Source organism: Pseudomonas sp. ArH3a (assembly GCF_022648765.1).
GTDB lineage: Bacteria > Pseudomonadota > Gammaproteobacteria > Pseudomonadales > Pseudomonadaceae > Aquipseudomonas.
In genome coordinates, this window is the sequence record NZ_CP080330.1 from 6,336,011 (window position 1) to 6,349,793 (window position 13,783).

12 protein-coding genes are annotated in these 13,783 nt (G+C 61.3%); 7 read left to right on the forward strand and 5 right to left on the reverse strand.

The genetic code is table 11. The features are described from left to right. Positions 1–115: 115 nt before the first annotated feature. Positions 116–745 carry a response regulator transcription factor gene (locus K0P33_RS29280; protein WP_094951412.1) on the reverse strand — a complete coding sequence of 210 codons (630 nt, stop codon included), beginning with the start codon at positions 743–745 and terminating at the stop codon, positions 116–118. An 18-nt stretch (positions 746–763) separates the two neighbouring features. Then, positions 764–2,758, reverse strand: coding sequence for a transporter substrate-binding domain-containing protein (locus K0P33_RS29285; protein WP_094951411.1), 1,995 nt, complete (start codon positions 2,756–2,758; stop codon positions 764–766). Positions 2,759–2,835: 77 nt separating this feature from the next. Between K0P33_RS29285 and K0P33_RS29290 the strand changes: the two genes are divergently transcribed. After that, positions 2,836–3,810 (forward strand): alpha/beta hydrolase family protein, encoded by a 975-nt coding sequence (locus K0P33_RS29290; RefSeq protein ID WP_242153001.1) that lies wholly within the window; start codon positions 2,836–2,838, stop codon positions 3,808–3,810. Positions 3,811–3,894: 84 nt separating this feature from the next. Here the strand turns inward: K0P33_RS29290 and K0P33_RS29295 are convergent, their stop codons facing one another. From K0P33_RS29295 to K0P33_RS29305, 3 genes are read right to left on the reverse strand one after another with little or no spacing between them, the layout of a single operon-like run. Continuing rightward, complete coding sequence (locus K0P33_RS29295; RefSeq protein WP_094951409.1) at positions 3,895–4,662, reverse strand: TerB family tellurite resistance protein; 768 nt, start codon at positions 4,660–4,662, stop codon at positions 3,895–3,897. A gap of 1 nt (position 4,663) precedes the next feature. After that, a complete protein-coding gene (murU, locus tag K0P33_RS29300) occupies positions 4,664–5,341 on the reverse strand; it encodes an N-acetylmuramate alpha-1-phosphate uridylyltransferase MurU (protein ID WP_094951408.1) in 678 nt (225 codons plus the stop codon). Beyond that, positions 5,338–6,363, reverse strand: coding sequence for a phosphotransferase (locus K0P33_RS29305; protein WP_242153004.1), 1,026 nt, complete (start codon positions 6,361–6,363; stop codon positions 5,338–5,340). The genes murU and K0P33_RS29305 overlap by 4 nt, the downstream gene beginning before the upstream one ends. A gap of 130 nt (positions 6,364–6,493) precedes the next feature. On the opposite strand from K0P33_RS29305, the gene K0P33_RS29310 reads away from it, so the two are divergent. From K0P33_RS29310 to K0P33_RS29335, 6 genes are all read left to right on the forward strand, one after another. Further along, on the forward strand, positions 6,494–9,331 hold the full coding sequence (locus K0P33_RS29310; RefSeq protein WP_094951406.1) for an LPS-assembly protein LptD: 2,838 nt from the start codon (positions 6,494–6,496) through the stop codon (positions 9,329–9,331). After that, on the forward strand, positions 9,312–10,646 hold the full coding sequence (locus K0P33_RS29315) for a peptidylprolyl isomerase (protein WP_242153007.1): 1,335 nt from the start codon (positions 9,312–9,314) through the stop codon (positions 10,644–10,646). Before K0P33_RS29310 ends, K0P33_RS29315 begins: the two co-directional genes overlap by 20 nt. Beyond that, positions 10,643–11,632, forward strand: coding sequence for a 4-hydroxythreonine-4-phosphate dehydrogenase PdxA (gene pdxA / locus K0P33_RS29320; RefSeq protein ID WP_094951405.1), 990 nt, complete (start codon positions 10,643–10,645; stop codon positions 11,630–11,632). The genes K0P33_RS29315 and pdxA overlap by 4 nt, the downstream gene beginning before the upstream one ends. Continuing rightward, positions 11,629–12,441, forward strand: coding sequence for a 16S rRNA (adenine(1518)-N(6)/adenine(1519)-N(6))-dimethyltransferase RsmA (gene rsmA, locus K0P33_RS29325; RefSeq protein WP_017739504.1), 813 nt, complete (start codon positions 11,629–11,631; stop codon positions 12,439–12,441). Before pdxA ends, rsmA begins: the two co-directional genes overlap by 4 nt. Positions 12,442–12,547: 106 nt before the next feature. Next, a complete protein-coding gene (apaG, locus tag K0P33_RS29330) occupies positions 12,548–12,928 on the forward strand; it encodes a Co2+/Mg2+ efflux protein ApaG (RefSeq protein ID WP_069551974.1) in 381 nt (126 codons plus the stop codon). After that, complete coding sequence (locus tag K0P33_RS29335) at positions 12,928–13,779, forward strand: symmetrical bis(5'-nucleosyl)-tetraphosphatase (RefSeq protein WP_242153012.1); 852 nt, start codon at positions 12,928–12,930, stop codon at positions 13,777–13,779. The genes apaG and K0P33_RS29335 overlap by 1 nt, the downstream gene beginning before the upstream one ends. Positions 13,780–13,783: the final 4 nt, after the last annotated feature.

Here is a 13,783-nt window from a genome sequence, read left to right on the forward strand (position 1 = left end):
CTGATCGTTCCCACGCTCCGCGTGGGAACACCTCTTGTGACGCGCGGCGTCACGCTTTGGGACGCTGAGCGTCCTTGGCTGCATTCCCATGCAGAGCGCGGGAACGATCATGGGGTCACAACAGCTTGTGTTCCATGGCGTACTTCACCAATTCAGCCAATGAAGTGATATTGAGCTTTTGCATCAACCGCGCCTTATGGGTGCTGATGGTCTTGCTGCTCAGCGCCAGTTGCTGGGCGATGTCATTGACGTTGGCACCCTGGGCCAGGCGCTCGAACACCGAGAACTCGCGCTCCGACAGCAATGAATGCAGCGGCCGCGTATCGGTGAGGCCGACTTCAAAGACCATGCGGTCGGCCAGGTCCGGGTCGATATAGCGCCCGCCTGCCGCGACCTTGCGAATCGCCGTCAGCAGCAGCGCCGGGTCGCTGTCCTTGGTGGCATACCCTGCCGCCCCGACCTTCAGGGCGCGGGCGGCCATTTGCGCTTCATCGTGCATCGACAACACCAGAATCGCCGGCGGATGGCTCAGTGCACGGATACGCGCGATGGCTTCCAGGCCATTCACACCGGGCATCGAGATATCCAGCAACACCACCTCGCACTGCACATGGCGCAAGGTCTCGAGCAGCTGCTCGCCATTACAGGCCTCGCCGACCACCAGCAGGTCTTTGGCCAGGCCGATCAATTGCTTGATGCCTTCACGGACGATGGTGTGGTCTTCGGCTACCAGTACACGAATCACAGGGGCTTCCTCTTAGGGTTATGCATCCAACGGCACCGTGACACTCAAGGTCGTGCCCTCCCCCAGTTCGCTGTGCAGGCTCAGTTGCCCACCCATCATCAATACGCGCTCGCGCATACCGACTACGCCAAAGGACACCGGGCGGCCCTGGGTTTCGACGAAACCGATGCCGTCATCGCTGATGGTCAGCCGCAGGTCGGCGCCTTCCACGCTCAAGGTCAGCTCGACAGTATGCGCCTGGGCATGGCGCATCACATTGGTCAGCGCCTCCTGCAGGATGCGGAACAGGCCAATGGCCTTGGCATCGCTCAGGGCCGGCAGGTTATCCGGGACTTGGACCAGGCAAGGGATGTGTGTGCGCGCTTCGAAGCGGCGTGCCTGCCATTCGATGGCCGAGGCAATGCCGGCGTCGAGAATCGGTGGGCGCAGTGCGGTCGCCACGTCCCGGACAAGCTGGAACAGCTGGGCGATCAGGCGCTTCATGCTGTTCAAGCGCTCGTTCAGGCCTGGGTCCAGTTGTGCATAGGCCAGCTCGCACATCGAGGTTTCCAGCTTGAGCACCGTGAGCATCTGCCCGAGTTCGTCGTGCACTTCACGGGCGATGCGCGCCTTTTCTTCTTCGCGCACGGTTTCCAGGTGGGCCGAGAGTTCGCGTAATTGTGTTTCGCTTTGCTGCAACGCGGCCACGTAACGGCGGCGCTCGGTGACGTCATTGAGGTAGACCACTAGGTACTCGCCTTCGGCAAAGCGCAAAAAGCTCAGCGACACATCGGCCGGCAGGATGCTGCCGTCGGCGCGCACGCAATCGGCGGCGAAGGTTTGCGCGCCTTCTTCGCTGGCACGCGCACGCTTCCACATGTTGAGCCAGCGGTCCATGTTCAAGGTCGGGTCGAAATCGATCAGCGGTCGCTCGATCAACGCGCCGGGGCCGTAGCCCAGCATGGTCTCGGCGGCGCGGTTGGCGTATCGCACATGGCTGTCCCAATTGACCCACAAGATGCCCACGGTGCTTTGATCAATGGAGAACTGCGTCAAGCGCAAGGCTTCGGCGCCGGCGGCGCGGGCGGCGCTTTCTTCCCGGGCGGCCAGCAGGCTGTGTTCCAGCACGCGCTGGTGACGGCGCTGCCAGAACACCACCGCCAGGCTGGCGAGCAAGAACATCGCCAAGAGCAGGCTAAGGTTTTGCCACAGTCCCGGCGATTCGGTCAGCCGTGGGTATTTGGGTTGCAGCCAGCGGCTGTGCAATTGATCGAGGTCGCGAGCGGGTATCGCGCGCAAAGCGCTTTGCATGATGCCGGCAAGCGCAGGCCATTCGCGGCGGGTGGCCACGCGCAGCAGTTGCGGCAGGCCGATATCGCCGACCACTGCTAGCCCGGCAAACTCCGCCTCGCCGGACAACCGACTCAACTGTGCCTCATCCACCACGGCATAACGCGCTTGCTGGCTGACCAGCAATTGCAGCGCCTGGCGCTCCATGGGCACGCCTTGCAAGTTGAGGTTGGGATAATTGCTGCGCAGGTAATCGGCCACAGCGCTGGGCATGCGCACGGCAACGCGGGACAGTTCGTCGAGTTTCTCCAGCTCCACCGCGCCGCTGCCCTCGCGGATACCGACGATATGCTGGGGCACGCGCATATAAGGGTCGCTGAATAACCACAGGCGCAAGCCGGCCGGGGTTTGCTGCAGGCCGGGGGCAATATCCACCTCGCCGTCGCGCACAGCGGTTTCCAGTTGTTCCTGGCTGGGGAAGTTACGCCACGTCAGCTCGATGTTCAGCGCCTTGGCCAGCCACTGCATCAACTCGACATTGGCCCCGGACAAACGCTGCAGGCGCCGATCGTATTGCGCGTACGGCGCCTGCAATACCACGCCCACGCGCAGCTCCGGGTGCTCGGCCAGCCATTCACGCTGCGGTGCATTGAGCTGCGCCTGTGGTGCAACAGGCGCAGGCGCGGCATTCGCCATCAAGGCAAAGCACAAACCGCCGATAACCAGCAGACAGCGAAAACCCATGATCCACGTCTCACATCACTGACAAATACTGACCAACCCATTAGGCTGCTGGAATCACTTCTGGCCGGGAATTAACGATGCCCTTTATCCACCGTTCGGCACTGCCAGCATTGTGCCTGTCGCTGCTATTTACCAGCGCCTTTTCTGTTCAGGCCGACGACGCGCCGGCACCCGCTGCCGACAAACCGGCTGAACGCCAACCCCTGCCCGAGCGCAGCCAGGAAGAAGCCAACGCCCTGGAGCGCCAGGTTCCGCAACAGGAACAGCAACAATTGCAGGCCGGCAGCGATTCATTTCTGGCCTTGTGGAAACCGGCCAACAGCGCCGAGCCCGAAGGCGTGGTGATTATCGTGCCGGGCGCTGGCGAAAGTGCTGACTGGCCGCAAGCAATCGCACCGTTGCGACGCAAATTGCCCGATGCCAACTGGGGCACAGTCAGCCTGTCGCTGCCGGACGTGAATGTCGACACCTTGCCGCCACGCGTCATGGAATCGCCCAAGGCCGCCGTCGACACCAGCAGCAAAGACGGCAGCACCGCCGCCAAACCTATCGAACAGGCCGCCAGTGCCGAAGCCGAAGGCACCGATCCGGCGGTAGTGCCGGGCGCGGATGAACAGGACAAGACCGACGCCAAGCGCATCTTCGACCGCATCGACGCTGCCGTCGCCTTTGCCCAGACCCAGAGCGCGCGCAGCGTGGTGCTGCTCGGCCATGGCACGGGCGCCTGGTGGGCCGCGCGTTACCTGAGCGAGAAACAACCGGCCCAAGTGCAGAAGTTGGTGATGGTGGCCGGCAAGACGCCTGCCGGTCGCCAGCCAGACCTGCAACAACTGGCCCCCGCGTTGAAAGTGCCGACGGCGGATGTCTTCTACCAAGACGGCGCCCTGGAGCGCAAAAACGCACTCGCGCGCGCCCACGCCGCCAAGCGTGGGAAGAATGAAGGGTATAAGCAGGTGTCACTCAAGACCCTGCCCGGCAACAGTGCTGCCGAGCAGGAGCAGTTGTATCGACGGATTCGCGGGTGGTTGAGCCCGCAAGCTGCCGCCGAATGATCTTGGCTTGATACCCCAATTAGTGTGGGAGCTGGCAAGCCAGCTCTCACACTAATTGGGTTAGCAACTCAGGATTTGTGGCGGCTAGCGAAAATCTCGGCGCTCGCGAATCAATGCATAGGCGTTATGTAACTCTCGGGTTCGCTCGGTCGCTTCGCGCACCTGCGCTGGGCTGGCGCCAGTGCCTGCAATCTTGTCCGGGTGGTGGCGGCTGAGCAGGCGGCGATAGGCGCGTTTGATCACGGTCGGCTCGGTGGTGGACGTTACTCCCAGTACCCGCATCGCGTCCTGATAAGCTCCGGCACGATTGGCCAACGGCTTGCGCTCGCGCACGTAATCGGCCGCCAGTGCCTGAAGCTGTTGCGGCGTCCAGCCGAGCCACTTGCCCCACAGGTCGATTAAGTCGCGCTCGGCGTTATCCGCCTTGCCGTCCGCCCAGGCCATGCGCCAACACGCGCGCAACACACCTTCGGCGGCATGGGGCTGAGCCTTGAGCACACGCAGATAATTACGCACCCGGTCGGAACCGGACTTGCCGCGATTGAACGCGCTGATCGCCCGGCGCTGGGCGTGCTCAGTCATGTCCAGCGCGCGCATTTCCTGGCGCGCCTGCTGGATATGCCCATCCACCACGCGGCCATTACTCTTGGCCAGACGCCCTAACAGCACGAACAACAGTTCGTCATTGCGCAACGCCGGGCGCCCGCCCAGGCGCTCGCGCAGTTGCGCCCAACTTTGCAACTGGAGGCGGCGATCCAGCGCCTGCCCCAGCAATGCCCCCAATAAGGCCCCCGGAATACTGGCAATGGCAAAGCCAGCCCCGGCACCGATCAGTGTCCCTGGCCACAACATCTTATTGCCCCGCAGTCAGCAAGGTTTCAACCTGCGCCAGACGCTCCAGCGTGCCGACATCAATCCAGCGTCCTGTCATGTGTTCCCCCGTTACCAGACCTTTGGCCATGGCCACCCGTAACAGCGGCGCCAGCTTGAAGGCACCGGCACTGCAACCCGCGAACAATTGAGGGTCGAGCACTGAGATGCCACTGAAGGTCAGGTTATCGGCACCGGGCGCCGCATCATGAAGCAAGCCGCCGCTCAAATAGAAGTCGCCACCAGTAGGCGCATGGTCAGGCATGTCGACCATGACCAGGTGGGCAAGCCCTTCCAACGGTTTGTTGAGCAGGCTGGCAAAGTCGAAGTCCGTCCAGACATCACCATTAACCAGCAGGAAGGGTTCATCTCCCAACAGCGGCAACGCCTTGAAAATCCCGCCTCCGGTTTCCAGCGGCTCGCCTTCGGCGGAATACTGGATGCGCAGGCCAAACTGCGCACCGTCGCCCAGGTAGCTTTCGATCTGCTGGCCGAGCCAGGCATGGTTGATCACAATTTCGCTGAAACCGGCCTTGGCCAGCGCTTCCAGGTGATATTCGATCAACCGCTTGCCGCCCGCCTGCACCAGCGGCTTGGGCGTGTGCAAGGTGAGCGGGCGCATGCGCTCGCCCTTGCCGGCCGCCAGGATCATGGCCTTCATACGCCCGCCTCGACAGGTTGGCGCAGGCTGGCGAGCAGTTCGCCCAGCTCGTCCAGCTCCGGCCGGTCTGCCAGCACCGCCTCTATATAAGCAAAGAAGCGCGGTACGTCGGCCAGGTAGCGCGGCTTACCGTCGCGATGGCAGATACGCGCAAAGATGCCGATCACCTTGAGGTGGCGCTGCACGCCCATCAGGTCGCTGGCCCGCAGGAACGCTGCAAAGTCGGCCTGCACCGGAATGCCCAGTTGCCCGGCACGCTCCCAGTAGCCACGCTGCCATTCACGTACACGTGCCTTGGGCCAACTGAGGAATGCATCCTTGAACAGGCAGGTGATGTCGTAGGTGACCGGGCCGTAGACCGCGTCCTGGAAATCCAGCACGCCCGGGTTCGGCTCGCTGATCATCAGGTTGCGCGGCATATAGTCGCGATGCACCAGCACTTTGGGCTGAGCCAGGGCGCTGTCGATCAAGTGGTCGCTGACGCGCTGCCAGAGAGCCTGCTGCTGGGCGTCGAAATCGATGCCCAGGTGCCGGCGCACGTACCATTCCGGAAACAATTCCAGCTCACGGCGCAACAAGGCGACGTCATAGCTGGGCAGCGGCGTGTCCATCGGCAATTGCTGAAAAGCCAGCAACGCGTCGATGGCATCGGCAAACAATTGATCGGCGTTTTGCTCGTCAATCACGTCCAGATAGGTTTTTTTGCCCAGGTCATTGAGCAAAAGAAAGCCGCGGGGCAAATCTTCTGCATAAATTTTTGGAACATTTATTCCTGATTTCGCCAGTAAATCAGCGATATCGACGAAAGGTTTGCAGTTTTCCTGGGGCGGCGGCGCGTCCATGACGACGAAACTTCGCCCACCGCCTTCCCACCGGAAGTAACGCCTGAAACTCGCGTCACTGCTGGCCGCGGTCAACGTGGCCGGAGGTACGACACCCCAGTCCTGAGCGTTGAAAAGGATTGGCAACTGCTCATCCAGCCAGACTTTCAGCTGTTGTAAACGTAGATCTTGCTCGGGCATTACAAGGGTCTCCGACGGCGCTAGCCGTCAAGCGGGTCATGCTTTATTATCACGCATCTTTTTCAGACCATCGAGAGGCGTGCGGCCCAAACCGCGGGCAGATGGCACGCAGGAAGCCCGGACTAATAAGATGGCATTGAAATCCCCCGCGTTTCGTAGAAAATTTCCGTTGCTGGTAACCGGCAGTCTGCTGGCCATGCAACCTTTCGCCACCTCATTCGTGGTCGCCGCGGAACAGTATGACTGCTCAGTCTCTGCTTCGGGTGCCTGGGATTGCGCGCCAAAAACCGCCGCAGCCCCGTTGCCACCACGCCCGGTGCATGACGGCGCAGCCGTCAGCTCCGCCGGCAGCACGGCGCAAGCCGATGCTGGTGGCAGCGCCGAGGCCGAACCGAAGACCGCACTGGTCACCGAAGCCAAGGGCCGAGGCCTGCGTGCGCGCAGCGCCGACTACAGCCACTTGGACTGGGTACCGCGCGAGAAGCTGACTGCAGCCCAGCTGGCCGAAACCGGTCCTTATTGCGCCGGCGCGTACATCGAGCCGATGCGTCCTGGCATGAACGACAAGACGGACAAGAGCGATGCGCCGACCTTCATCGGTGCCAAGGCCTCTCGTTACGAGCAAGAACAACAGATCGCAACCCTGGCCGGCGACGTCGTCATGCGCCAGGGCAGCATGCAGCTGGAGGCTCAGGAAGCCAGCCTGTATCAGGCCGAGAACCGTGGCGAGCTGAACGGCAACGTTCGTTTGCGCGACAACGGCGCTCTGATCGTTGGTGACCACGCTGAGGTCCAGCTCGATACTGGAGCCGCCCAGATCGACAACGCCGAATACGTGCTGCACAAATCGCGTATCCGCGGTAACGCGCTGTACGCCAAGCGTGCCGAGAACGCGATCATCCGTCTCAAGGACGGTACGTACACCACCTGTGAGCCGGACAGCAACGCCTGGCAGCTCAGAGGCAACAACATCACGTTGAACCCGGCCACCGGTTTCGGTACGGCGACCAACGCGACGTTGCGGGTCAAGAACATTCCGATCCTGTACACCCCGTATATCTATTTCCCGATCGACGATCGTCGTCAATCCGGCTTCCTGCCGCCGAGCTTCAGCACCGGCAGCGAAACCGGCTTCACGCTCGTCACGCCGTACTACTTCAACCTGGCGCCAAACTACGACGCCACGTTGTACCCGCAATACATGACCAAGCGCGGTTTGTTGATGGAAGGCGAATTCCGCTACCTCACCAAATCCAGCGAAGGTCAGTTCGGCGGCGCGTACCTGAACGACGACAGCGACGAGCGGAAGAAACAGACTGATTACGAAAAAACTCGCTATATGCTCAATTGGCAGCATAAGGGCGGGCTGGATTCGCGTCTGGCGACCCAGGTCGACTACACCAAGATCAGCGATCCGTTCTACTACCAGGACTTGAAGTCCTACCAGGAAGGCATCCAAACCCAGGACTTCGTCAACCAGCAGGGTTCCCTGACCTATCGCGGTGACAGCTACCAGGCGCGCCTGAACGTTCAGGCCTACCAACTGGCGACTATTTCCCAGATCACCCCGTATGACCGGCTGCCGCAGATCACCTTCAATGGGATGCTGCCGTACCACCCGGGTGGCGTGAACTTTACCTATGAGACTGAGGCTGTTCGGTTTGACCGGGACCTCAGGAGCGGCACCATTTTCGACAAGGACGGTGGCCCGTTCGCTGCGAACGGTGTTGCTGTAGGTGATAAGCGTCTGGATGACTACGTAACAGGTCTGACCCGTGCAAACGGTACTCGCCTGAACGTAGCACCAGCCGTCGAATACCCGATGAACTGGACCTACGGTTTTATTACGCCGAAGCTCAAGTACGTCTACACCAAGTACGATCTGGACCTTGATACCAAGGGCAAGAACGAAATTATTGCTGCGCAAGCAGCCGCCACTGCGGCAAACCCTTATGCCGGTGGCACCTTCAAGAGCAACCAAGACCGCGCAATCCCAATCGCCAGCGTAGACAGCGGCCTGTACTTCGACCGCAATACCAACTGGTTCGGCAAAGACTATCGCCAGACATTGGAACCGCGCGCGTTCTACCTCTATGTCCCGAACAAGGACCAGAGCGATATCCCGGTGTTCGACACCAGCGAGTACTCGTTCAGCTACGCCTCGCTGTTCCGCGACAACCGCTTCAGCGGCAACGACCGGATCGGCGACGAGAACAAGCTGTCCCTGGGCTTAACCAGCCGTTGGATCGAAGAGAATGGCTTCGAACGTCAACGCGCGGCCATAGGCCAGGCGGTGTACTTCAAGGATCGCCAGGTTCAACTGCCGGGCATCCTCGCCTCTGACCGTGCCGACGCACAGTCTGACGTATCGCCAGTTGCCCTGGAATACGAGTTCCGCTTCAACCGCGACTGGCGCGCCACTGCCGACTACAACTGGGACACTGAGGAACACACCCCTCGTTCCGGTAGCGCAATGCTCCACTACCAGCCGGAAGACAACCCGAACAAGATCATCAACGTCGGCTACCGCTATCGTAACGACCAAGTGGTCTACAACCAGCTGACCGGCAAATGGCAGTTCGGTGGTGATTACGGTACTGCGGGCCAACCGAACTTCATCAAGGATTACTACAAAATCCAGCAACACGACTTCTCGATGATGTGGCCGATCATTCCTCAGTGGAACCTGATCACCCGCTGGCAGTATGACTATGCACGCAACCGTACCCTGGAAGCCTTTGGTGGTTTCGAGTACGACAACTGCTGCTGGAAACTGCGCGTCATCAACCGTTACTGGGTTTCCAACGACGAATACAGCCAGATCGCCCCGCTGAACGAAAAGGGTGACCACGGGCTCTTCTTCCAGATCGTCCTTAAAGGACTCGGCGGCCTGACTGGCGCCAAGGTAGAGAGCTTCCTCGACAAAGGCATTCAAGGTTATCGTGAACGTGAAGATCAAGCTTTCTGATTGTCTGCGCCCGCTAGTGCTGGGCGCACTGTTCCTGGGGACCGCATCGGCACACGCTGCGGTTCAACAGCTGGACAAGGTAGTGGCCATTGTCGATAACGACGTGATCATGCAGAGCCAACTGGACCAACGGGTCAAGGAAGTTCAGCAAACCATCGCCAAGCGTGGCGGCGGTGTACCGCCTACCAGCGTGCTGGACCCACAGGTTCTGGAGCGCCTGATCGTCGAAAACCTGCAACTGCAGATCGGCGATCGTTCCGGCATCCGTATTTCGGACGAAGAACTGAACCAGGCCGTCGGCACCATCGCTCAACGCAACAACATGAGCATTGACCAGTTCCGCGCTGCCCTGGCCCGCGACGGTTTGTCCTATGAGGACGCCCGTGACCAGATCCGCCGCGAAATGATCATCAGCCGTGTGCGTCAGCGCCGTGTGGCCGAGCGGGTTCAGGTTTCCGAGCAGGAAGTGAAGAACTTCCTGGCCTCGGACCTTGGCAAGATGCGGCTCTCCGAAGAACTGCACCTGGCCAATATCCTGATTCCAACCCCGGACAGCGCCAACGCCGAGCAGCTCAATGCAGCCGCCGCCAAAACCCAGGCAGTTTATGACCGCCTGAAGGCTGGCGCTGACTTCGCCCAAACAGCTATCGCGGTATCGGGCAGCGACAACGCCCTGGACGGCGGTGACATGGGCTGGCGTAAAGCCGCTCAATTGCCACCTCCGTTCGACCGCGAGCTGAGCGCCATGCAGCCGGGTGAAATCACCCAGCCAGCACGCACACCGGGTGGCTTCATCATCCTCAAGCTGCTGGCAAAACGCGGTGGCGAGACTTCGCTGAAAGACGAAGTACATGTTCGTCACATCCTGGTCAAACCAAGCGAAATTCGCACCGAAGCACAAACCAAGGAACTGGCCCAGAAGATCTATGACCGCATCGAAGGCGGTGAAGATTTCGCCACCTTGGCCAAGAGCTTCTCGGAAGACCCAGGTTCGGCCCTCAACGGTGGCGACCTGAACTGGATCGACCCGAAAGCCTTGGTGCCTGAGTTCCAGCAAGTAATGGCCGATACGCCGCAAGGCGTGCTGTCCAAGCCGTTCAAGACCCAATATGGCTGGCACGTCCTGGAAGTCCTTGGCCGTCGCGCCACCGACAACACCACCCAGGCCCGCGAGCAACAAGCACTGTCCGTATTGCGTAACCGCAAGTACGACGAAGAGCTGCAAACCTGGTTGCGTCAGATCCGTGACGAAGCCTACGTAGAAAACAAGCTGCCAGGCGCCGAGCAAACAGGCACCGACCAGGCAGCGCAGTGAAACCCCAGCGTTTCGCGGTAACACCCGGCGAGCCGGCCGGCATTGGTCCAGACCTGTGCCTGCTGCTCGCCTCGCAACCTCAGCCACACCCCCTGATTGCCATTACCAGCCGCGACCTGCTCCTTGAGCGGGCCGCGCAGTTGGGCGTGGTTGTCAACCTGCTGGACGTGGCGCCAGGCAACTGGCCCGACCTGCCGGCACCTGCGGGCAGCCTGTACGTATGGGACACCCCACTTGCGACCAAGGTGATTGCCGGGCAACTGAACAAAGCCAATGCGGCATTTGTGCTGGAAACCCTGACGCGTGCAGGCCAGGGCTGCATCGACGGCGACTTCGCCGGCATGATCACTGCCCCGGTGCACAAGGGTGTGATCAACGAATCCGGCATCGCCTTTTCCGGCCATACCGAATTCCTCGCCGAGCTGACCAATACCGCCCAAGTTGTGATGATGCTGGCCACTCACGGCCTGCGCGTGGCCCTGGTGACCACGCATTTGCCGTTGCGTGATATCGCCGACGCCATCACTGCCGAGCGTTTGGAGCGCGTCACGCGCATCCTGCACGCCGACCTGCAACACAAATTCGGCATTGCCCAACCGCGCATCCTGGTCTGCGGGCTCAACCCCCACGCCGGTGAAGGCGGCCACTTGGGCCATGAAGAAATCGACATCATTGAACCGACATTAGAGCGTCTGCGCCAAGAAGGCATGGACCTGCGTGGCCCACTGCCTGCTGACACTCTGTTTACCCCCAAATATCTGGAGCACTGCGACGCAGTGCTGGCGATGTACCATGACCAAGGGCTGCCCGTGCTGAAATACAAAGGCTTCGGCGCCGCAGTCAACGTGACACTGGGCCTGCCGATCATCCGCACCTCCGTCGACCATGGCACTGCCCTGGACCTGGCGGGCAGCGGCAAGATCGATACCGGCAGCCTGCACGTGGCCCTGGAAACCGCCTATCAGATGGCCGAGACCCGTATATGACTGAGCATTACCAACACCGGGCGCGCAAGCGTTTCGGGCAAAACTTCCTGCACGACGCCGGCGTGATCGACCGTATCCTGCGCTCCATCCATGCCAAGCCCGAAGACCGCTTGCTGGAAATTGGCCCGGGCCAGGGCGCATTGACCCAAGGCCTGCTGGCCAGTGGCGGCCAACTGGACGTCGTGGAGCTGGACAAGGACCTGATCCCGATCCTCAACCAGCAGTTCGCAGACAAGCCCAACTTCAACCTGCACCAGGGCGATGCACTGAAGTTCGACTTCAACAGCCTCAACGCTGCGCCCAACAGCCTGCGGGTAGTGGGCAACCTGCCGTACAACATCTCCACGCCGCTGATTTTCCACCTGCTGAACAACGCAGGGATCATCCGCGACATGCACTTCATGCTGCAAAAAGAAGTGGTTGAGCGTTTAGCCGCAGGTCCCGGCGGTGGTGATTGGGGCCGCTTGTCGATCATGGTTCAGTACCATTGCCGCGTGGAACACCTGTTCAACGTCGGCCCGGGTGCGTTCAACCCGCCGCCGAAGGTCGATTCGGCCATCGTGCGCCTGGTGCCTCACGCCGTGCTGCCCCACCCAGCCAAGGATCACAAGCTGCTGGAGCGCGTGGTACGCGAGGCGTTCAACCAACGCCGCAAGACCCTGCGCAACACGCTCAAGGCGCTGCTCAGCAACGCCGAAATCGAAGCCGCCGGCGTCGATGGCAGCTTGCGCCCCGAGCAACTGGACCTGGCCGCGTTCGTGCGCCTGGCCGACCAGCTTGCCATCCAGCCTGCGCCAGCCGCGGACTAAAGCCTGCCAAGCATGGGCCAGACAGCATGTCTGGCCTAGTGCCCTCCTCATGGCCTAGACTGATCCGCATCTGCTGTCCTCCGCTTTTGCTTTTAAGGCCTCTTGCATGTCCGATCCTCGCTACCAGATCGACGTCAGCGTCGTCACCCGCTTCCTCGCGGACCAATCGCAACCCGAACACAACCGCTTCGCCTTTGCCTACACCATCACGGTGAAGAACAACGGGCAGGTGCCGGCCAAGCTGCTGTCGCGCCACTGGGTGATCACCGACGGTGACGGCCAGGTCGAAGAGGTGCGCGGCGCCGGTGTGGTTGGCCAGCAACCGTTGATCGACATTGGCGCCAGCCATACCTACAGCAGCGGCACGGTCATGACCTCCAAGGTCGGCACCATGCAGGGCTCGTATCAGATGAAGGCCACCGACGGTAAGTTGTTCGACGCCATCATCGCGCCGTTCCGCCTCGCAGTGCCTGGAGCCCTGCACTGATGGCGACATACGCGGTCGGCGACCTGCAAGGCTGCCTAGAGCCCCTCAAGTGCTTGCTGGAGCGGGTGGCCTTCAACCCGGCAAGCGACCGCCTGTGGTTGGTGGGGGATCTGGTCAATCGCGGCCCCGAGTCTCTGGAGACTTTGCGCTACTTATATAGCCTGCGCGAATCGCTGGTGTGCGTACTGGGCAACCATGACCTGCACCTGCTGGCCGCCGGCAATAACATCGAGCGCCTGAAAAAGGGCGACACCCTGCGTGAGATCCTTGAAGCGCCGGATCGCACCGAGCTGCTGGAGTGGCTGCGTGGGCAGAAACTCATGCATTACGACGAAGGCCGCAACATGGCGCTGGTCCATGCCGGCATCCCGCCGCAGTGGACGCTGAAAAAAGCCCTCAAGTGCGCCGCCGAAGTCGAGAGCGCCCTGACCGATGACAGCCTGTACACCGCCTACCTCGACGGCATGTACGGCAACGAGCCGGTCAAGTGGGACAACGACCTCACTGGCGTGGCCCGCCTGCGCGTGATCACCAACTATTTCACACGCATGCGCTTCTGCACTGCCGAGGGCAAGCTCGACCTCAAGAGCAAGGAAGGCGCCGACACCGCACTGCCCGGCTATAAGCCGTGGTTCGCGCACAAGGAACGCAAGACCCGTGACACGAAGATCATCTTCGGCCACTGGGCAGCCCTTGAGGGCAAGTGCAATGAACCCGGCGTATTCGCACTCGACACCGGCTGCGTGTGGGGCGGTAGCATGACCCTGATGAACATCGACACCGGCGAGCGCCTGAGCTGCCAGTGCGAATCTCCCCTTCCCGTTACACTGCCGGCTGCCGCCAAGCGCTAAACGC

What these genes read in the sequence shown, in the direction of transcription:
- K0P33_RS29285 (WP_094951411.1), bottom strand. Translation starts at nt 2,758, where the DNA reads ATGGGTTTTCGCTGTCTGCTGGTTATCGGCGGTTTGTGCTTTGCCTTG.
- rsmA (WP_017739504.1), top strand. Translation starts at nt 11,629, where the DNA reads ATGACTGAGCATTACCAACACCGGGCGCGCAAGCGTTTCGGGCAAAAC.
- K0P33_RS29305 (WP_242153004.1), bottom strand. Translation starts at nt 6,363, where the DNA reads ATGCCCGAGCAAGATCTACGTTTACAACAGCTGAAAGTCTGGCTGGAT.
- K0P33_RS29295 (WP_094951409.1), bottom strand. Translation starts at nt 4,662, where the DNA reads ATGTTGTGGCCAGGGACACTGATCGGTGCCGGGGCTGGCTTTGCCATT.
- murU (WP_094951408.1), bottom strand. Translation starts at nt 5,341, where the DNA reads ATGAAGGCCATGATCCTGGCGGCCGGCAAGGGCGAGCGCATGCGCCCG.
- apaG (WP_069551974.1), top strand. Translation starts at nt 12,548, where the DNA reads ATGTCCGATCCTCGCTACCAGATCGACGTCAGCGTCGTCACCCGCTTC.
- K0P33_RS29290 (WP_242153001.1), top strand. Translation starts at nt 2,836, where the DNA reads ATGCCCTTTATCCACCGTTCGGCACTGCCAGCATTGTGCCTGTCGCTG.
- K0P33_RS29310 (WP_094951406.1), top strand. Translation starts at nt 6,494, where the DNA reads ATGGCATTGAAATCCCCCGCGTTTCGTAGAAAATTTCCGTTGCTGGTA.
- K0P33_RS29335 (WP_242153012.1), top strand. Translation starts at nt 12,928, where the DNA reads ATGGCGACATACGCGGTCGGCGACCTGCAAGGCTGCCTAGAGCCCCTC.